The sequence below is a fragment of the Leclercia sp. TB492 genome, from assembly GCF_049974505.2.
In the GTDB taxonomy this organism is placed as follows: Bacteria; Pseudomonadota; Gammaproteobacteria; order Enterobacterales; family Enterobacteriaceae; genus Enterobacter; species Enterobacter adecarboxylatus_C.
Genome location: NZ_CM127572.1, coordinates 3,515,480 through 3,535,969, shown reverse-complemented (window position 1 = coordinate 3,535,969; position 20,490 = coordinate 3,515,480). Strand labels below are relative to the sequence as shown.

Sequence of the window (20,490 nt, the reverse complement as noted above, 5' to 3'; positions counted from 1 at the left end):
AGGGACATGAAAAATATTTTTTTAGCGCTTTTAGCCTTTGGGTTGGTTGGATGTTCAACAACACCAGTTTCTCCACATGAAGCTAAAGAAGTGGCTCCGATCATTAAATATCAGAAACAACAGGGATTAATACCAGTCACTATCATAAGGGATAAAGGCATCATCGCATCAGCATGCGCAATAACCACGTATATTAACGGGGATCAGATAGCAAATCTCGATACTGGTGAAAAAGTTGTTGCATATGTCCAGCCCGGAAACATTGTTGTTGGAGCTGGTTTTATTGGGTCAGGACTTTGCAATGGCCCTGAACGTAAAGAAAGATATTTTAACGTTACTACCGGAGAATCAACGATTCTCCGGGTATTTACTGACCAGCATGCAAACGTAGATATCTTACCAACAACCTTAAAATAAAATAAAACCACCTTTGGGTGGTTTTTTATTGGTGAGAAGAATGAAAGAAATAATGGCTAATATAGAGCTGTGCGGCGTTCTTGGGAAAAACTTCGGCAAACAACATAAACGTTTAGTCTCTACAACCTCCGAAGTAATTAAAGCCTTATGCTGTACAATCCGAGGTCTTGAAAACTATTTGAATACAAGTAAGCAGCGAGGGTTAACTTTTGCCATATTTCGAGGAAAGAAAAATATTGGGGTTGATGACTTAGGCTTTCCTTTGACAGAAGACGTTGTTCGTATTGTTCCAGTAGTTATTGGTAGTAAAAAAGCAGGGGTATTGCAGACTATTTTAGGCTCAGTTTTAGTAGCGATTGGTTTCGTCTTAACATTTACTCCGGCCGCTGCGGCTTCACCATTTTTTTATCAGGCAGGGGCTGCAATGATTTTGGGTGGAGTAGTCCAAATGCTTTCCCCTCAACCTACAGGCCTAGCCAGCAAACAGGATGCCGATAACCGGGCCTCTTATGCATTCGGCGGCGTAACAAACACTGCGGCACAGGGTTACCCGGTTCCGCTGCTTTACGGGCGTCGGCGAATCGGCGGGGCGATTATTTCTGCCGGAATTTACGTCGAAGATCAGCAGTAAAAATAAACCTTTCATTCGGCCACCTTCGGGTGGTTTTTTTATGGGCGCAATATGGCAAACGCAACAGCTATCCGGGGCCGCAAAGGTGGCGGCTCCAGTTCCCGCACTCCCACCGAGCAGCCAGACGATCTGCAGTCTGTAGCGAAGGCCAAAATCCTGATAGCGCTGGGAGAGGGCGAGTTTTCCGGCCAGCTCACCGGCAAAAATATTTATCTCGATGGCACGGCGCTGGAGAACGCCGACGGGTCGCAAAACTTTAGCGGCGTGACGTGGGAGTTTCGTCCCGGTACTCAGGCGCAGAAATACATTCAGGGCATACCCGGAACTGAAAACGAAATCAGCGTGGGCACCGAAGTTTCCAGCACCACCGCCTGGACGCGCACGTTTACCAACACCCAACTGTCAGCCGTTAGACTTCGCCTGAAATGGCCCTCGCTGTTCAAACAGGAGGACGACGGCGATCTGGTCGGGAACTCGGTTAACTACGCGATTGACCTGCAGACCGACGGCGGCACCTGGCAGACGGTGCTGAATACCAGCGTGACCGGGAAAACGACATCCGGTTATGAGCGCAGTCACCGTATCGATCTCCCGCAGGCGGGCAGCACCTGGACCATTCGCCTGCGCAAACTTACCGCTGATGCTAACAGCGCGAAGATCGGCGACACGATGACGCTGCAGAGCTTTACCGAGGTGATTGATGCCAAGCTGCGTTACCCGAACACCGCGCTGCTGTATATCGAATTCGACTCAAGCCAGTTCAACGGCTCTATCCCGCAGATCTCCTGCGAGCCGCGCGGGCGCGTGATCCGCGTACCTGACACCTACAACCCGGAAACCCGTACCTACACCGGTACCTGGACCGGGGCGTTTAAGTGGGCGTGGACCGATAACCCGGCGTGGATTTTTTACGACCTGGTGGTTTCTGACCGGTTCGGCCTGGGGCACCGGCTCACCGCGGCGAATATCGACAAATGGACGCTCTACCAGGTGGCCCAGTATTGCGATCAGCCTGTACCGGACGGCAAGGGCGGCAGCGGTACCGAGCCGCGTTACATCTGCAACGTATACATTCAGGACCGGAACGACGCCTATACCGTTCTTCGTGACTTTGCGGCCATTTTCCGGGGCATGACGTACTGGGGCGGCGATCAGATTGTTGCCCTGGCGGATATGCCGCGCGATGTGGATTACAGCTACACCCGCGCTAACGTGATTGACGGCCGCTTTACCTACGCCAGCAGCACCACCAAAACGCGCTATACCACGGCGCTGGTGTCCTGGTCCGATCCAGCTAATGCCTACGCTGACGCGATGGAACCCGTATTTGAGCAGGCTCTGGTGGCGCGCTACGGGTTTAACCAGCTGGAAATGACGGCCATCGGCTGCACCCGGCAGTCAGAGGCGAACCGCAAAGGCCGCTGGAGCATTCTCACCAACAACAAGGATCGCGTCGTTTCGTTTGACGTTGGTCTGGATGGCAACATACCTCAGCCCGGGTACATCATCGCCGTCGCTGATGAAATGCTCTCCGGCAAGGTCACCGGCGGGCGTATCAGCGCGGTGAATGGCCGGGTGATCACCCTGGACCGTGCGCCGGATGCGAAGGCAGGTCACCGCCTCATTCTCAACCTGCCGTCCGGCGCATCGCAGGCCCGTACAATCCAGGCTGTGAACGGAAAAGCAGTAACGGTCAGCACCGCCTACAGTGAAACGCCGCAGGCAGAAAGCGTCTGGGTGGCGGAATCCGATGAGCTGTATGCCCAGCAGTACCGGGTGATCAGCATCAGCGACAATAACGACGGAACGTTTACTGTTACCGGGGCGGCTCACGATCCGGATAAGTATGCCCGCATCGATACGGGGGCCATTATCGACCAGCGCCCGGTGAGTGTCATACCGCCAGGTAACCAGTCGCCGCCAGCTAACATCGTGATCAGCTCGTTTTCAGTGGTTCAGCAGAATATCAGTGTTGAAACCATGCGCGTGAGCTGGGACCAGGCGCAGAACGCCATCGCCTATGAAGCCCAGTGGCGACGCAACGATGGTAACTGGGTCAACGTGCCGCGCAGCTCCACCACATCTTTCGACGTACCGGGTATTTATGCCGGGCGCTACCTGGTGCGCGTGCGCGCCATTAACGCCGCCGAGATTTCCTCCGGGTGGGGTTATTCAGCAGAGAAGACGCTGACGGGCAAAGTCGGCAATCCGCCGAAGCCAGTGGGGTTTGCAGCCTCTGACAATGTTCTTTTCGGTATTGAGCTGAACTGGGGTTTCCCGGCCAATACCGACGATACATTAAAAACTGAAATCCAGTACAGCCCCACCGGGAGCGCGGATAATGCGTTGTTGCTGGCCGATGTGCCATATCCCCAGCACAGATACCAGCAGATGGGGCTCAGGGCGGGACAGATATTCTGGTACCGCGCGCAGCTGGTTGATCGGACCGGGAACGAATCGGGCTACACCGACTGGGTGCGCGGAATGTCGAGCGATCAGGCCAGTGATTACCTGGATGCCATTAAAGACGAAGTGCTGCTGGCGCAGGACGGCAAAGCATTAACGGAACAGATCGACTTTAACATCGCAGGCGTCCTGCAGAACACCCTGGCTGGCATCCAGGGGGCGAAAATCACCTTCCAGCAGTTCGGCGCGGCGTATGCAGAAATCTCAAATGCGCAGATCATGATTGCTGATGCTAACCAGGCGTTTGCGCAGTTCCGGGAGCTGGTTGCCGTTCAGTTTGCCGATAATGCCGCAGAGATTAATGAGGTTAAAACTGCGCAGGCAACGGCTGATGAAGCGTTTGCTGAATATCAGCTCACTGTGGCCGCTGACTTCAGGGGCGTGAACAGCAGCATCACCACCCTTCAGCAGGCGCAGGCCAGCGCTGACCAGGCTTTCGCGCAATACCAGCAGCAGGTGACGGCTAAGTTTTCGGATCAGCAGTCAGCCATCAACCAGAAGATGACGGCGTATGCTGATGCAGCCACTGCCAATGCAATTTATACCCTCAAGGCCGGAGTGAAATATAACGGCAATTACTATGACGCCGGTATAAGCGTTGCAGTCATTGCAAACGGAAATGCCATTTCTACCCGTGTGGCGATCAATGCCAACGAGTTTGTGATGCTGTCCGGCAACGGAACCGCAAATATGTACTCGCCGTTCGCTATCGTGGGGGGGCAGGTCTTCCTGAACAGTGCATTCATCCAGGAGGGAACAATCACAAGTGCCATGATTGCTGGCTATATCCAGTCAACCAACTACGTACCCGGATCGGCTGGCTGGCGGCTGGATAAGGCTGGCACACTTGAAATGAACGGGAGTACGGTCGGCGGTCAGCTTAAGGTTAATTCGGACAGAATTGTATTTTATGACGCCTCTAACAGACCCCTGGTGGTAATGGGTAAACCGTTATGATGCAAATGTTTATTGAGGGAACCAGCTTCGACGCGACAAACGCTATGGGATTCACTTATGTGATAGATCATATTGTCGTGACTGGGGCCGGTTCGAAAACATATTCCACGTCAGGGTTTAATCTCGACGTGACCGCAATGAATAACACCCTGGCAAACAATGAGCAAAATAACACAATAACCGCTTCAGTTTCAGGCAACACGTTGTCATGGAACACCACTGTCCCGTTGCGACTGATGGTGACAGCCACAGCGAAGACAGGCGCTGATACGGGATACGCCGGGTTTGCTCTTTACGAGTATCCAGCCGGTGTGAAAACTGTAAAGCTGGCTCCGGACTTCACGCCTTATGTTCTGGTGAACGTCATTGATATTGAGGCTGGCGCCAGAACAGTTGATACCGGCGTTCCTGTAGGGGCAGGGATTATGGTTTTCATGCGGAACCGCAATAACGAAGGGGGGGCACTCAGCCGATCTTTATTTAACCAGATTGAAAGTGGCGGGACATATCAGCTGCAGTTTGCTAATGCCGGGCAGAATCAGTACCCGACCAGAGCTTATATATTTTCAAAGGTGCTACCTCCCGTTCCTGCGGCGGGGTTCTATATGTACCGCGACGGGGTAATGGTGTGGCACAACAACTGCCTGCCGCTGGACGCAAAATTCATAACTCAGTCTTATATGGAGTCAGACCGACCGCTGGCAGTGACCACGGGGATAACGAGTTTTATGTATATCCCCCAGGACCCGGCAAACCCAAGCTATGGATTTTCAAATTACACCTGCTCAGGTGCTGGCATCGCCAGTAATGGTAAATGGAGAACGAACAGTACGGAGGTTTATCAGTCAACGCTTGGAAGCATAAGCCTGACAGTAAAACCATGGGTCGTGGGAACACGAATTATGTATATAGACTGCGATCCCTACGACAGCTACTACAGACAATCCCTTAAAAAGTAGTCCCCTCCCTCAATTTACATAACCCAGCTCAGGCTGGGTTTTTTTATGGAGCAAATATGTCCGCAGGCACAATCAGGCTTACTAACGGCTCTACTGCAGTAGTCGGTACCGGCACTGCATTCACCTCAGATCTGAAATCGGGAGACGTTATTACCGCAACGGTCGGGGGGATCTTCTTCACGCTATTTGTCGACGCCGTGACGAGTAATACTGCCCTTACACTAACCGACCCATTCACCGGGCCGACAATGTCAGGGCTGGCCTGGGTTGCCGTTCCGCAGCTGACGCTCAACCGCATTACCGCCGCACTGGCTGCTCAAACTGCCGAGTCAGTACGCCGGGTGCTGCAGGAGAACGCTAACTGGCAGGCTTTCTACACTGGTACTGGTGATATCACGGTTACGCTCCCAGATGGTTCACCCGCGGGGCGTCCGATAGCGGGACCATCCTGGAAAAAAATTACTGACCTCATTAACGCTTCCGATTTGAACGCGATTCAGTTGCTGGCTAGCGCCACCCAGGCGAATGCAGCCCAGGCGGCGGCCGATGCAATCAGCGCCAGTAATTCAAAGGGCGCCGCGAAAACCTCTGAAACCAACTCGAAGACTTCAGAAACTAACTCCGCTGCCAGCGCCAGTAGTGCCGCAGCATCGCTGGCCGCCGCGCAGCAGCTGACGTCTGTACCCTATGAGGCAGCGCCGTTCCCTGACGTATGGGCACCGCTCAACGACGATCTGCGCCTGGAAGCTGGCTTTGCGCCTTATGACAAGCTGACCATCTCGGGGCAGGCGCTGGAACTGGCAACAAGATCAGCGGGTTTTACCAGATCAACCACGGCGACATATATCGATAAATCCGGCGTATTGCAGACCGCTGATATTAACGAGCCGCGTTTCGAGCGTGACGGTTTATTAATGGAAGGTACTGCCACCAACCTTGCGTTGAACTCTGCTGACTTTGGCAACGCGTATTGGCCAAAGGCCCGGGTAACAACCACGCCTGGATTTACAGCGCCTGACAATAGTGCGAATGCGGTTAAGTTAATACCAACTGCGGAAGAAGCATCGTCTCACTATATTAGTAAGCCATTTAATGTGACAGCTGGCAATGCTCACGGTTGGAGTATTTTTGTTAAAGCGGGCGAGTATACAAAATGCAGACTTAACTTCTCTGGGTCAGCCGTGACCAACAATATGAGCTGCGATTTCGACTTGATTGCGGGAACGGCTACGGGTGTCACATCGGACGGCATACCTACAATTACAGCATTGGGGGATGGCTGGTATCGTATTTCAGCGAGAACTGAAACAATAGCAGCAAACGGCACGGTTAACGCAAACATCTGGGTCATGGATCAGAATACAACCACATTTACTGGTGATGGTGTTAAAGGGATTTATATCTGGGGGGCTCAGTTTGAAATAGTCCATACAACCAGTTATATACCCACATTTGCATCAGCAGTTACCAGAGCCGGGGAATCATTAACTATTCAAGCGGCATGTAATGTTGGTTATAAAATTGTTGGAGACTCGTTTAACAGGACATTAGCATTCGAGATATCTGTCGATTCTTTCTCTCCAATTGGGGCCGGTTACTTTAATGTACTCAATACTGCCGGGGTATCCTATGACGTTGCATTAAGAGCTGTTTCGACATCTTTAAACTCACTCAGAAGTAGTAGCGGAATACTTCCAACGATAAACGTAACGTATCCATTCTATAAACAGATATTTGTGCAAACAATCGACACGGCAAACAAACTCACAGCTTATTTTGGGGGGCAAGCTGGCACCAGAACCGGGCCCCCGCCAACACCAGCGGGCAGTCCCACTTCGCTTGTTTTCGCCACAACGAATTCACTGGTTTACCACATTCGTAATTTCCGTATCTGGCACCGCTTGTTGACGGCTAATCAAATCAAAGGACTCCGTTAATGAAAGACCTCTATCTGAAAGACATCTATCTGCGCTTTGCTGATGCCGATGAAATGCATACACAATTAATCGCGGCGGGATTTATTGATGATGAACAGCAGGGGTATTTATACCACCCGGATATCAGTCTGGATATCATCGGCGCTATTACCATCGTCAGCGATATTGAAAATCCTAGTCAGGAAAACGAATTAATAAAATATGCCAACGAACCCGGCTATCACGCCAATATCAGGGTAATGAATGACGGGCTTGATTTATCACCTCTGGATGAATTCATCGTGACTCCAAAAACGCCTGCTCGCGTCTGGGCATAAGGAAATTACATGTCAAACAGAATTGATAGCATAACCATTAAGGCAGCGGACGTTTCTGGTTTAGGGAACAGCGCCACCAGAGACGTCGGGGCAACTCCAGGGAAGGTGGCCGCAGGTGACGATTCGCGGCTAAATACGATCGACGGTAAAACAGGCGGTAAAGTAAAAGGTGATTACATTGTGCTCGATAATACCTACGGGCATACGACGCAACTAATGACGTATAACCCCGGCTCTGCTGGAACTCATTTCGGCGGAATGGTGATGAAGAGGCCGAACTCGCAGGGTTACGTGCTCAGTCAATACTCTACATCAGATTATGAGGTTGCCTCCGTAACTATTGGTATGGATGGCCCTGGCGGAAGCGTCTCCTGGGCGTTCAACCGGAATGGTCAGGCCGTGGGTAACTGGCAACCAGCATCCGATCGTCGAATCAAAGACAATATCAAACGTATCGCCGATCCGTTAGCTGCAATGCGCTCCATATCAGGTTGCGAATGGGACCGCCTGGATAACGGGTTGCACGGCTATGGGTTCATTGCTCAGGAAGTTGAGGTCATGTTTCCACAAGCCGTAACGGTAGCGGGTGATATTAAGCTGAACGATGACTCTGTTGTTGAGGACGCGAAAACGGTCGACACGTTCGGCCTGTCAGCTGCGCTTCACCATGAAGCGATTCTTGCTCTTATGGATACTGTCGATAGCCTCACAGCGATGGTCGCGCAGCTACAGGCTGAGGTTCAGGCGCTGAAATCGTAACAGCATCATGATGTTCAGCAGTAATCATCATCAGCCGTATTTTCGATATCGCTGAAGAGAAAAAAAGCCCGCACGGGAGCGGGCATGACTCCCTTAGCTTTGTTATCAACCCCGCGTTCAGGACACAGGTCATTAACATATCGGCAGCATTAGCCATTACTTTAGGCAGGAAGCATTAGCGCTTCGTTCAAAAGCATCTAAAGTTAATGAAGGTGAATCCCCCTGTGCGGCGGGGCAGTCCAGTTGTGTAGATGTAAATATGCTTGCGGCTCGTATAACTGGTAACGAGTCACCGGGAGGCACCCGGCACCTGTATCAGAGTAAGCTGTTTGTTTGTGCTGATTTCATTTGCCTGCCTATTCGGCAGGCTTTTTTTCAGACTTGATGGGGAGTCTCGGATGGCAAATGTTGCGTTGTTAGCCGTTTGGCTTGTGCTTATCGTGTCAGGTCTTATCAGTCTTTTGAGTGCGTTATTGAATATCTGGTGCGATCCGGAGCGCCATTAAAACCATTCAGGGTGACGCCAGGCACGACTATAACTATCCGTAACCGCGTGGTATCGGGCGAGAATCGCTTACGTGATTTATGAACGCCATCAGTTGCGAGCTATGCTGGCTCATTGCACCTGGTCATGTTAGTTAATTAGTGCTTGTAAGAGCGGCTACAGGAACATTAAGAAATGTTAACCATTGCTCCTTTAGTTATAACGAAGCGGTGTATGATGCTGGTTCAGCCAATGGTCCGGAGGCGTCATACTCGTTATGAAATTCATCTGTCCTGTTTGCAGAAGTAACCGGTTCTTTTTCACCTCCTTTAATCCTGTGCTAAACCTGCCACACGGTGCGTTATGTTCCGTATGCGGAACCCGGCTGACTACGCGCTCAATCCTTCCCACGCCGCGCAAAAGGCGCTGGCCTAAACAAGTGGTTTAATCATTTGGGACACGAAGCGGCTTGTAATGATCGGTGCAGTCCTTAGGGGTTTACATAGCTCATTCCGAAACCAGCCACATATTGGCTTCTTCGTAAACCTCTTCAAGCATGCCCGGCATCGGCTTAACCTCTGTCTCCGAAAAAATTCTATGCACTCGCTTGGTTAATTCGGCAGTACAACCAGATGTTCAGCAGTAATTATCAATAGGCACAGTCACTTTTCGCTGGCTCTTCTATAACCACTGTGTAGGTGCACAGCCAAATAATAAGGAGGATTTATGCCACGCAGAAGCGATACTGAAGGTGCCTTTCGCGCCGCCATTAAACGAAAGCCCAGTGGATGCCAAACGGTCTCGACGCAGGACCTTGTTATGCAGCTGGTAATGGTCAACTGGGATTGGTCGTTAAAGGAGGCTAATGAGTAGATCGAATGCCACGTAACGGCTTTTAAAGGCATCTCACCCAACGAGAGCCAGCCGCGGACCTTCATGATCTACAACCCGAACGGAGGGTTATAGTGCAAATTGCTCTGTGTTTTTAAATTTTTTTCAAGAAATACAGCAGGTAAATTTTTTCGTTTAACTTTGCCATTTTCTTCTAAAGGTTCAGGAGGGCTTGCCGATAGTAAATTCAACGGCGCAGGAGCCTAAAGGTGGAAGCCGTAAACTTAAATTACGACCAGTCAAACAGGAATTGTAATCATGGCACAAGTTATTAATACCAACAGCCTCTCGCTGATCACTCAGAACAACATCAACAAAAACCAGTCTTCAATGTCTACTGCCATTGAGCGTCTGTCTTCTGGTCTGCGCATCAACAGCGCAAAAGATGACGCTGCTGGCCAGGCGATTGCCAACCGCTTCACCTCTAACATCAAAGGTCTGACTCAGGCAGCCCGCAACGCCAACGACGGTATCTCCGTTGCACAGACCACTGAAGGCGCATTGTCTGAAATCAACAACAACCTGCAGCGTATCCGTGAGCTGACTGTTCAGTCTCAGAACGGTACTAACTCCCAGCAGGACCAGGACTCTATCCAAGACGAAATCAAATCCCGTCTGGACGAAATTGACCGCGTATCTGGTCAGACCCAGTTCAACGGCGTGAACGTGTTGGCAAAAGACGGTTCCATGAAAATCCAGGTTGGTGCGAACGATGGTCAGACCATTACTATCGACCTGAAACAAATCGACTCTAAAACTTTGGGTCTGACAGGCTTCAACGTTAACGGCGAAGGTTCAGTTGCCAATGCTGCAGCTACTAAATCAGATCTGGCAGCGGCTCAGCTTACTAAAACAGCTGCTGGCGCTATTATTGCTGCCCCTGCTGCAGATGCTAATGGCGTAACTAAGTATACGGTAAGTGCGGGTTTGAAAGAGTCTACAGCAGCTGACGTGCTTGCTGGTTTAGGCGACAAAGCAATTGTAAAATCTGCTATTACGAGCGGTTTCGACTCAGTTACAGGAAATAACTACACCTACCATAAAGATACTAATGATTTCACTTATACTGGAAACATTGGTGCAGGTGACGCAGCAACAAATCCAAGTAATAGCGCTAAACTTCAAGCTTTTCTAACGCCTAAAGCAGGCGATACCGCGAATCTGAGCGTTAAGATTGGCAATACTTCTGTAGATGTTGTTCTGGCGAGCGATGGTAAGATTACCGCGAAAGATGGTTCTGCACTTTACATCGATACTACAGGTAATCTTACTCAGAACAGTGCTGGTCTGGGCGCTGCAAACCTGGCCACTCTCGATGGCCTGACTAAAAACCACAGTGCTCCTGCTGGTGCTGGTGCTGCTGTTGCTGTTGCTGTTGATATCACTACCGAAGACGGTGCTAAAATCCATATGGATGGTGACGTTGCTGCAGCAGGTGGGCCTGCAACTGGAGTTGGTGGCGCTATCACTGTAACTAACGCACGAATCAGCGCTGATTCTCTGCAATCTGCTACTAAAGGTATTGCTACTACAATTGATGCTGACGGTGATGGTACTGCTTCTGAAGCAGGCGATATTCAGATTGACGCAAACGGTGCTGTTAAAACTACTACTGACGGTACTGCTTATACCTCAGCTTTCACTAAAACTGATGGCAAACTGACTACCAGCAATGAACAGGATATTTTCCTGCAGAAAGATGGCTCCATTACAAATGGTTCTGGTAAAGCAGTTTATGTAACAAAAGACGGCACGTTTACATCAGATGCAGCTACCAAAGCCGCAACCACTACTGACCCACTGAAAGCACTGGATGACGCTCTGAGCTCCATCGACAAATTCCGTTCTTCACTGGGTGCTATCCAGAACCGTCTGGATTCTGCAGTAACCAACCTGAACAACACCACCACCAACCTGTCTGAAGCGCAGTCCCGTATTCAGGACGCCGACTATGCGACCGAAGTGTCAAATATGTCTAAAGCGCAGATCATCCAGCAGGCCGGTAACTCCGTGTTGGCTAAAGCTAACCAGGTTCCTCAGCAGGTTCTGTCTCTGCTGCAGGGCTGATGTAGCACTACTGAAACGCAAGGCCCTGCACATGCAGGGCTTTTTTATCGAATGAATATAGCTGAACATAGCGGGTATATTCATTCAATAAAAAACTAATCATCATTTAAACTAGTTCTTCTCAAAATGAGCGTATATAGGTTCTATTGTGATTAAGAAACAGGCGTTTAAATTTTTGCTTGAACCAAATAAAAATCATATTAATGACTTTTTGGTTTTCGCAGGTTCCTGTCGATTTGTATACAATAAAGGACTTGCTCTTATTAATGAGAATTATGAGTCGGGCAAGAAGTTCATGAACTACAATCAACTAGCATCAGAATTAGTTAATTGGAAAAATGAAGAATGCCTCGCATGGCTGAAAATGGCTCCATCTCAGTGCCTACAGCAATCATTAAGAGATCTGGACAGAGCTTTTAAAAACTTCTTTTCGGGAAAGTCACAATATCCTCGATTTAAAAAGAAAGGACGTAATGATTCTTTTAGAGTACCCTGCCAAAGAGTAAGGCTGGACCAAGAAAAGCATTTAGTATCATTGCCGAAACTAGGTTGGGTTAAGTATCGTAAAAGCCGAGAAATAACGGGAGTATTAAAGAATGTTACTATTTCGAGAAAGTTTGATAAATGGTATATAAGCTTTAATACAGAAACAGTTGTTCCTGAGCCTGTACATCCATCAGCAAGTAAAACCAAAATTTTGTTAAATGATGAATGCTTAAAGCAACTCTCATTGAATGAGAATCAGGCCGAGCAATTTACCAACATGGAAGGTAATAAAAAGCTAAGGAATCTGAATAATATACTAGGAAGAAAAGTAAAATACAGTAGTAACTGGCTAAAAACTAAAAAGAAAATTGACGGCATAAAAGCAAAGTCAAGCAGGCGCAGACTGGATGCCTTACATAAAATAACTACAACAATATGCAAAAAACACGCTATTGTAGAGTTTGTTAATTTAATGGATCCTGTATCTGATAAAAGTAATACTTCTAGAAACATGATATATGAATTTGTTAGACAGTTAATGTATAAGCAAGAATGGTTAGGTGGTAAGGTAATTAAGTTAGGCGATTAGGGTATTTTAATAATGATTAAATAAGGCTTATATCGACTATTTATATAACCTTAAATGAATTGTTGGCGGCAGGGCATGTCGTGTCGGTTTGTGGAGGAGGGTTAATAAAACTTCCGTTGAAGCAAAAATCTCTGTTATCAGTAATGAGAATGTCAACGTCTGGTCCATACTTTGTCAACCAGATTGTGCATCTTTAGTAATACAGTCATCGATCGTCGATGAAATATTACTGTGATTGCATACAGTGTTCGCTGCGAAAAAAAAAGCCTTAAGACGAATTGCGAGCAAAAAGATGAAAGTTTTTTGTTACCCTTAGTTACAAATAGAAAAAACCCAGACTGTGAGATCTGGGGTTTTTTTAAAGTGCACGTGCATTTCACGTGTATATTTTTGTCTTTTCTCGGTCTGCCTGCTGTCTGGTCAGTGTCCGTAAGTGGCTGTTTTTATTGCCGCTGTCCGGGTGCAGTCCTATCAAAAGTGGTGGAGCTGGCGGGAGTTGAACCCGCGTCCGAAATTTCTACATCCTCGGTACTACATGCTTAGTCAGTCTTTACATTCGCACGCCAGCTGCGGACAGACACGCCACTAACGAACTAGCCTGATTAGTTTTAACACTTCAGCCCCAGGCAGGACATCCATGCGATCTCTTTTGGGTTTGACCTCTCTTTGATCCCCGTCTTAAGAGCGGAAGCTAGGGAGAGAGGGCTCTTAGCAGGTTATTAAGCTGCTAAAGCGTAGTTTTCGTCGTTTGCGACTATTTTTTTGCGGCTTTTTACGAGGCAAACCGCCCCTCGGCATGCACCTTGGGTTTCGCAAATCCCGTCGAATCCAGAATCAGCCCCAATAGTGTTACAGCAAGTATACCAGAATTATCAGCCCGGATACCAGTCCGGAACGCTAACTTATTGAATCGCTCAATAAGTATCCGGAAATTAACGGCCTGCGTGCTTCATGATGCGCGCTTTATCGACCTGCCACTCGCGATCCTTGGCATCGTTACGTTTGTCGTGCTGCTTCTTACCTTTCGCCACGCCGATTTTCACTTTGCACCAGGCGTTCTTCCAGTACAGCGACAGGGCGAGCACGGTATAACCTTCGCGATTGATTCGTCCGAAGAGGGAATCCAGCTCGCGCTTGTTCAGCAGTAGCTTACGGGTGCGGGTAGGATCGCAAACGTAGTGAGAAGAGGCGACCGTCAGCGGCTGAAAGTTTGCGCCAAACAAAAAGGCTTCGCCGTCTTTGAAGATCACGTAGCTATCACCGATGTTGGCTTTTCCCGCACGCAGCGATTTAACTTCCCAGCCCTGCAGCGCAAGGCCAGCTTCGAATTCTTCTTCAATGAAATACTCGTGGCGGGCACGCTTGTTGAGCGCAATGGTTGCCGAGCCAGGTTTATGTGCTTTTTTCTTCGTCATAAGTGTCGTGAAGCCGTAGGTAATCTGATGTCAAAAAGTCACCTCATTGCGTCCTGTGAGGTCTAACGCGCTATATTAGCACGAGATGAGGCTCAGCGTTTTTTTAACAGGTGATAAATGTTATTATTTGTTGGTTGTTTGATCAGGAAAAATGTTATGCCTCAGATTAGTCGTACTGCGCTTGTCCCCTACAGTGTGGAACAGATGTACCAGTTAGTGAATGACGTTCAGTCATATCCGCAGTTTATCCCGGGATGTACCGGGAGCCGCGTGCTGGACTCAGGCCCGACGCAAATGACGGCAGCGGTGGATGTCTCCAAAGCCGGGATCAGCAAAACCTTTACCACCCGCAATACGCTGACCGATAACCAGAGTATTCTGATGCATCTGGTGGATGGGCCCTTCAAGAAACTGATGGGCGGATGGAAGTTTGTCCCGCTCAGTGCCGATGCCTGCCGGATCGAGTTTCATCTCGACTTTGAGTTTACCAATGCCCTGATTGAGCTGGCGTTTGGACGCGTATTTAAAGAGCTGGCGGCGAATATGGTTCAGGCCTTCACGGTGCGCGCTAAAGAGGTCTACAGTGCCGGCTAACATCGTGGTGGAAGTAGCCTACGCGCTGCCGGAAAAGCAGTATCTGCAGCGCGTAACCCTGGAAGAGGGCGCCACCGTTGAAGAGGCGATCCGTGCCTCTGGCCTGCTGACGCTGCGCAGCGATATCGATCTGGCGAAAAACAAAGTCGGGATTTACAGTCGTCCGGTCAAACTGGGAGACAGCGTCAAGGACGGCGATCGGGTTGAGATCTATCGCCCGCTGATTGCCGACCCGAAAGAGCTGCGTCGCCAGCGTGCGGAGAAGTCCGCAAAATAAACTGGTTACTGATAAAACAAAAAAGGTGCTCAATGAGCACCTTTTTGCGTTTCTGAAACCTTACTCTTTGGTGAGCGCCGGTTTGTTGTCGATGTTGGTCAGCACGCCGCTGCTGTTGAAGGTCAGCGTAAGAGTCTGCTGTGACACGTCTTCATGGCCAGGCTTCTGGCGGAACACGTAGAACCAGGTGTTAGTGCCGAACGGATCGGACATCATCGGCGTGCCCAGGGCATAGGCAACCTGCTGCTGCGTCATACCGACACGGATTTTAGACACATCGTTAGGAGCGAGATAGTTCCCCTGGTTGATGTCAGGGCGGTAAACCACTTTTTCCAGAGTGGAGCAGCCTGCGGTCATCATCAGAAGAACCGCTGCGGCAGCGGTCAGCGTTTTACAGCGCATAGTGATTTGATTCCTTTTCGGGCCCGGGCAATACGCGACGGCTCATATGTAATATGCCGATGATAATAGACCTTTCACCACATTAAAACCTCTGGCGTCCGGTCTGTCGGCGTTTTTATTGTTCTGTATGACCCTGAGATACCGAAAAAGTTTAGGCAGCAAGCAGTTCTTTCGCATTCGCCAGCGTGTTGCGGGTGACTTCGCTGCCGCCCAGCAGACGGGCCAGCTCCTGCAGACGGGCGCGTTTGTCCAGCGGCTGCATGTGCGTTTCGGTCATCTCACCGTCGGTTTCTTTGCTGACAAAGAAGTGATGGTGGCCGCAACCAGCAACCTGCGGCAGGTGGGTCACACACATGACCTGGGTGGACTCGCCAAGCTGACGCAGCAGTTTACCCACTACCGCCGCGGTCGGGCCGCTGATACCGACATCCACTTCATCGAAGATCAGCGCCGGGGTTTCCATTTTCTTCGCGGTGATCACCTGAATCGCCAGGGCGATACGCGACAGCTCACCGCCGGACGCAACGCGGGAGATCGCCTGCAGCGGCTGGCCCGGGTTGGTGGTCACGCGGAATTCAATGCGGTCTGCGCCCTCTGCCGTCAGATGGTTGGCTTCAAACTTCACATCAATGGTGAAAACGCCGTGCGGCATCGACAGCAGATGCATGCTCTCCGTGATGTGCTGGCTGAGTTCCTGAGCGTAACGCTGACGAACATTGTGCAGCTGCGTGGCGGTTTGCATCGCCTGCTGATGATGCACGCTAACGGCCAGAGAGAGGGTCTCCAGCGAGTCGGCCTGATCGTCGAGTTGATGCTGCTCATCAAGCAGGGACTGGTGGAAGGCAGGCAGTTCTTCCGGCGAAACGTGGTGCTTACGCGCCAGGGAAATTTGACGCGAAATGCGCTGTTCCAGCTCAAACAGGCGGTTTGGATCGAGATCCAGCCGCTCGCAGTAGTGGCGCAGCTCGTCGCTGGCTTCGGAGATCTGAATCGCCGCCTCTTCCAGCATATCCAGCATGCCGGACACTTTGCTGTCCATACCCGCCAGTTCGGTCACGAGCTGGCGCACGGTGTAGAGCTGGCTTTGCAGATTCACATCCTCGCCGTCTGCCATTAAGTTCAGCGCCTGCTGGCTGGTGGAGAGCAGCTGACCGCTGTTGGCGAGGCGTTTGTACTCTTCGTCGATCTGCTCAAACTCGCCCGGCTGCGGGCTAAATTCGTTCAGCTCTTTCAACTGATAGGCCAGCAGTTCGGCGCGAGCCGCCCGCTCCTGGCTCTGCTGTTGATGCAGCGCCAGCTCACGGCAACTTTGATGCCACTGACGATAGTGCGCTGCCATCAGCTGCATAAGGTCAGACTCACCGGCATAGCCGTCGAGTAATGACTTCTGCTGCTCAGGCTTGATCAGCTGCTGATGAGCGTGCTGCCCGTGGATCTGAATTAACAGCTGACCCAGCTCGCGCAGCTGGGAGAGCGGTACCGCGGTGCCGTTGATAAAGCCGCGGGAGCGGCCGTCGCTACTAAGAACCCGGCGAAGTAAGCACTCACGTCCATCTTCGAGCTGGTTCTGTTCAAGCCAGCGCAGGGCGGCAGGCGTATCTTTCAGGGAGAAACGGGCGCAGAGATCGGCGCGGCTGGCGCCAGCGCGAACCATGTTGCCATCAGCACGACCGCCAAGGCACAGCCCGAGCGCATCAATCGCAATAGATTTACCGGCCCCGGTTTCCCCGGTGATAGCCGTCATGCCGCTGTTGAAATCAATTTCGAGCTCACGAACGATGGCGAAGTTGCTGATGGTCAGTTGTGCCAGCATAAACGTTTTCCTGTATGAAAAACCATAACTGTGTTTGTGTACAGTATAAACTGGTTTTTTATCCAGTAAAGTGCTGGATGCTATTTCAGAACAATTTTTTCGACCAGCCGAGCTTGGAGCTTAATGTGTTGAAATAGCTGTAGTCTTTCGGGTGAATTAAATTGAGGTGATAATCGCAGCGGCGGATCAGCACGTCTTCCCCTTCCTGGATCGGCAGCGCGATTTGGCTGTCGCAGCTGATCTCCAGGTCGTTACGGCGGTGAGAGAAGCGCAGACGAATGGTGCTGCTGCTGTTGATCACCAGAGGGCGAGCCGAGAGGGTATGCGGGAACATTGGCACCAACGTGATGGCATCCAGCGACGGAGTCAGGATCGGGCCGCCCGCCGAGAGCGAGTAGGCCGTGGAGCCGGTAGGGGTAGAGATAATCAGGCCATCGGAGCGCTGCGAGAAGGCGAAGATTTCGTCGATATAGACCTCGAACTCAATCATATGCGCCACTTTTCCCGGGTGCAGTACCACTTCGTTAATGGCGGTGCTGATCCGTTTCTGGCAATCCTGCTGGCACACCTGGGCTTCCAGCAAAAAGCGTTTTTCACTGATGTAGTGGCCTTCCAGCACGTCTGCGAGCTGCTGCTGGGCGTTATCCGGGTCAAGGTCGGTCAAAAAGCCCAGGTTGCCACGGTTGATGCCGATGACTTTAATGTCGTAACGGGCGAGGGTTCGCGCGGCACCAAGCATATTCCCGTCGCCCCCGACCACCACTGCCAGGTCAGCCTGCTGACCGATTTCCGCCAGCGTGCCGGTTTTTACGTTTGTTAGCTGCAGTTCCTGGGCAATCTGTTGTTCAACAATCACATCGTAATTTTTCGCACACAGCCAGCGATAGAGCATTTCATGTGTCGTCAACGCTGTAGGGTGACGTGGATGACCGACAATCCCAATACACTTGAAATGGTTGCTCATTTTCTGAAGGTCCTTGTGCGATTGAATGATGACAATGTGGCTTGTTCCCTTGAATCCCGGAAACTGATCCCCATAATAAGCGAAGTTAGGGAGTTGAATGCAGAAAAACGCGGAGAAATTCATGAGTAGTAAAGAACAGAAAACGCCTGAGGGGCAAGCCCCGGAAGAAATTATCACGGAGCAGCACGAAGAGGTTGAGGCTGCAGAGCCTGAGGCTGGTGCTGAGCAGGTGGATCCGCGCGATGAAAAAATTGCGAATCTGGAAGCTCAGGTCACTGAAGCCCAGAATCGCGAGCGCGATGGCATCCTGCGTATCAAAGCGGAAATGGAAAACCTGCGTCGCCGTACCGAGCTGGACGTTGAAAAGGCGCATAAATTTGCGCTGGAGAAATTCGTCAACGAACTGCTGCCGGTGATCGACAGCCTGGATCGCGCGCTGGAAGTAGCGGATAAAGCGAACCCGGACATGGCTCCAATGGTTGAAGGGATCGAACTGACGCTGAAATCCATGCTCGACGTGGTGAAGAAGTTTGGCGTCGAAGTGGTTGCTGATACCAACGTGCCGATGGATCCGAACGTGCACCAGGCGATTGCGATGGTAGAGTCTGAGGACGTTGCTGCCGGTAACGTGCTGATGGTAATGCAAAAAGGCTATACCCTGAACGGTCGTACTATTCGCGCGGCGATGGTCTCCGTAGCGAAAGCAAAGGCGTAATTTGCCTCCCGTAGTGCCGGGCGGCGGCTTCGCCTCACCCGGCCTACAACAGCTTACTCCGCGACGCTCTCCCTGAGCGGTTTCACCGGCAATACTTTTACCTGCTTAATCATATTGTCCTGCACGTCCAGGATATCAATATCGTACTGGCCAATACGCACCCGCGTACCTGCTGCCGGGATCTCCTCCAGCGCTTCCAGAATCATGCCGTTAATGGTACGAGCCTCGTCTTCCGGCATCTGCCAGTTAAAGGCTTTGTTGAGTTCACGGACGTTCGCGCTGCCGTCAATCAGCACCGAGCCGTCATTTTGCGGCGTGACCTCTTCAGCGAGGGAAGGGGACATGGAGGTGGTGAAGTCGCCCACAATCTCTTCCAGAATATCCTCGACCGTCACCAGACCCTGGATATCGCCATACTCATCGACCACCAGCCCCACTTTCTTTTTATTGCGCTGAAACTTGATCAGCTGGGTGCTGAGCGGGGTGCCTTCCGGGATGTAGTAAATCTCATCCGCTGCGCGCAGCATCACCTCTTTGGTGAACTCTTTCTTCTCGGTCATCAGCCGATAGGCTTCGCGCACGCGCAGCATGCTGATGGTGTCATCCAGGGAATCACGGTACAGAACGATGCGGCCATGCGGGGAGTGGGTCAGCTGGCGAACAATGGCTTTCCAGTCATCATTGATGTCAATACCGACGATCTCATTGCGCGGCACCATGATGTCGTCGACGCTGACCTTTTCCAGGTCCAGCACCGACAGCAGCATATCCTGATTGCGGCGGGAGATTTGCGAGCGCGACTCATGCACGATGGTGCGCAGTTCATCTTTGCTCAGCGCGCTGCTGATCACCACATCCGCTTTAATGCCCATCATACGCATCAGCACTCGCGTCACGCCGTTTAACAGCCAGACCAGCGGCATCATCAGAATGAGTAACGGCGCCAGCAGGAAGCTGCTGGGATAGGCGACCTTCTCGGGGTAAAGCGCGGCAACGGTCTTCGGCAACACTTCGGCAAAGACCAGTACTACAAAGGTCAGCACCCCGGTGGCGATAGCGACCCCGGCGTTGCCGTACAGGCGCATGCCGACAATGGTTCCCAGCGCGGAAGCGAGAATGTTGACCAGGTTATTGCCGATAAGCACCAGGCTTATCAGGCGATCCGGTTTACGCAGCAGTTTTTCCACGCGACGTGCGGCCCGGTTACCCTGTTTGGCGCGATGACGTAACCGGTAGCGGTTCAGCGTCATCATGCCGGTTTCCGAGCCGGAGAAATAGGCAGAGATAACCACCATGACGATCAGGGTGACGATCAGCGTGGTGGTGGAGATGTGTTCCAGGGGGAACTCC

General features: G+C 51.1%; 16 protein-coding genes, 1 other RNA gene and 1 pseudogene. 12 read left to right on the top strand and 6 right to left on the bottom strand.

Annotation, left to right across the window (positions count from 1 at the left end; all coding sequences use genetic code 11):
- Positions 1–6: 6 nt before the first annotated feature.
- From ACP4QI_RS16680 to ACP4QI_RS16640, 9 genes and pseudogenes are all read left to right on the top strand, one after another.
- Complete coding sequence (locus ACP4QI_RS16680; RefSeq protein ID WP_164540830.1) at positions 7–417, top strand: hypothetical protein; 411 nt, start codon at positions 7–9, stop codon at positions 415–417.
- Positions 418–457: 40 nt separating this feature from the next.
- Positions 458–1,048: a tail assembly protein gene (locus ACP4QI_RS16675; RefSeq protein WP_164540828.1), complete on the top strand. Its 591-nt coding sequence runs from the start codon at positions 458–460 to the stop codon at positions 1,046–1,048.
- A 51-nt stretch (positions 1,049–1,099) separates the two neighbouring features.
- A pseudogene (locus ACP4QI_RS16670) lies at positions 1,100–4,408 on the top strand (host specificity protein J); the annotation flags it as partial.
- Positions 4,409–4,467: 59 nt separating this feature from the next.
- Entirely contained in the window at positions 4,468–5,430 is a 963-nt protein-coding gene (locus tag ACP4QI_RS16665; protein ID WP_164540824.1) for a hypothetical protein, read from the top strand.
- Between the two features lie 56 nt (positions 5,431–5,486).
- Positions 5,487–7,367 (top strand): phage head spike fiber domain-containing protein, encoded by a 1,881-nt coding sequence (locus ACP4QI_RS16660; RefSeq protein WP_426495600.1) that lies wholly within the window; start codon positions 5,487–5,489, stop codon positions 7,365–7,367.
- Positions 7,367–7,684 (top strand): hypothetical protein, encoded by a 318-nt coding sequence (locus ACP4QI_RS16655; protein ID WP_426495599.1) that lies wholly within the window; start codon positions 7,367–7,369, stop codon positions 7,682–7,684. The genes ACP4QI_RS16660 and ACP4QI_RS16655 overlap by 1 nt, the downstream gene beginning before the upstream one ends.
- Positions 7,685–7,693: 9 nt before the next feature.
- Positions 7,694–8,443 (top strand): tail fiber domain-containing protein, encoded by a 750-nt coding sequence (locus ACP4QI_RS16650; protein WP_426495598.1) that lies wholly within the window; start codon positions 7,694–7,696, stop codon positions 8,441–8,443.
- 1,633 nt (positions 8,444–10,076) lie between these two features.
- Positions 10,077–11,885, top strand: a complete 1,809-nt coding sequence (locus ACP4QI_RS16645) for a FliC/FljB family flagellin (RefSeq protein ID WP_426495597.1) — start codon at positions 10,077–10,079, stop codon at positions 11,883–11,885.
- A 148-nt stretch (positions 11,886–12,033) separates the two neighbouring features.
- On the top strand, positions 12,034–12,960 hold the full coding sequence (locus tag ACP4QI_RS16640) for an RNA-guided endonuclease InsQ/TnpB family protein (protein WP_426495596.1): 927 nt from the start codon (positions 12,034–12,036) through the stop codon (positions 12,958–12,960).
- 478 nt (positions 12,961–13,438) lie between these two features.
- Here ACP4QI_RS16640 and ssrA read toward each other — a convergent pair.
- Positions 13,439–13,802: a transfer-messenger RNA gene (gene ssrA / locus ACP4QI_RS16635) on the bottom strand.
- A 90-nt stretch (positions 13,803–13,892) separates the two neighbouring features.
- On the bottom strand, positions 13,893–14,375 hold the full coding sequence (gene smpB, locus ACP4QI_RS16630) for an SsrA-binding protein SmpB (protein WP_039030084.1): 483 nt from the start codon (positions 14,373–14,375) through the stop codon (positions 13,893–13,895).
- Between the two features lie 156 nt (positions 14,376–14,531).
- Between smpB and ACP4QI_RS16625 the strand changes: the two genes are divergently transcribed.
- On the top strand, positions 14,532–14,969 hold the full coding sequence (locus ACP4QI_RS16625; RefSeq protein ID WP_197090537.1) for a type II toxin-antitoxin system RatA family toxin: 438 nt from the start codon (positions 14,532–14,534) through the stop codon (positions 14,967–14,969).
- On the top strand, positions 14,959–15,246 hold the full coding sequence (locus tag ACP4QI_RS16620; protein WP_156264383.1) for an RnfH family protein: 288 nt from the start codon (positions 14,959–14,961) through the stop codon (positions 15,244–15,246). The genes ACP4QI_RS16625 and ACP4QI_RS16620 overlap by 11 nt, the downstream gene beginning before the upstream one ends.
- A gap of 60 nt (positions 15,247–15,306) precedes the next feature.
- On the opposite strand, the gene bamE is transcribed toward ACP4QI_RS16620, so the two are convergent.
- The 3 genes from bamE to nadK form a co-directional block, all read right to left on the bottom strand.
- Positions 15,307–15,648 carry an outer membrane protein assembly factor BamE gene (bamE, locus tag ACP4QI_RS16615; protein ID WP_039030087.1) on the bottom strand — a complete coding sequence of 114 codons (342 nt, stop codon included), beginning with the start codon at positions 15,646–15,648 and terminating at the stop codon, positions 15,307–15,309.
- Positions 15,649–15,799: 151 nt separating this feature from the next.
- Complete coding sequence (recN, locus tag ACP4QI_RS16610; protein ID WP_142486771.1) at positions 15,800–17,461, bottom strand: DNA repair protein RecN; 1,662 nt, start codon at positions 17,459–17,461, stop codon at positions 15,800–15,802.
- 85 nt (positions 17,462–17,546) lie between these two features.
- Positions 17,547–18,425, bottom strand: a complete 879-nt coding sequence (gene nadK, locus ACP4QI_RS16605) for an NAD(+) kinase (protein ID WP_077227861.1) — start codon at positions 18,423–18,425, stop codon at positions 17,547–17,549.
- 121 nt (positions 18,426–18,546) lie between these two features.
- Between nadK and grpE the strand changes: the two genes are divergently transcribed.
- Complete coding sequence (grpE, locus tag ACP4QI_RS16600; protein WP_156264382.1) at positions 18,547–19,140, top strand: nucleotide exchange factor GrpE; 594 nt, start codon at positions 18,547–18,549, stop codon at positions 19,138–19,140.
- 53 nt (positions 19,141–19,193) lie between these two features.
- Here grpE and ACP4QI_RS16595 read toward each other — a convergent pair whose 3' ends face one another.
- On the bottom strand, positions 19,194–20,480 hold the full coding sequence (locus ACP4QI_RS16595; protein WP_142486769.1) for an HlyC/CorC family transporter: 1,287 nt from the start codon (positions 20,478–20,480) through the stop codon (positions 19,194–19,196).
- Positions 20,481–20,490 lie beyond the last annotated feature (10 nt).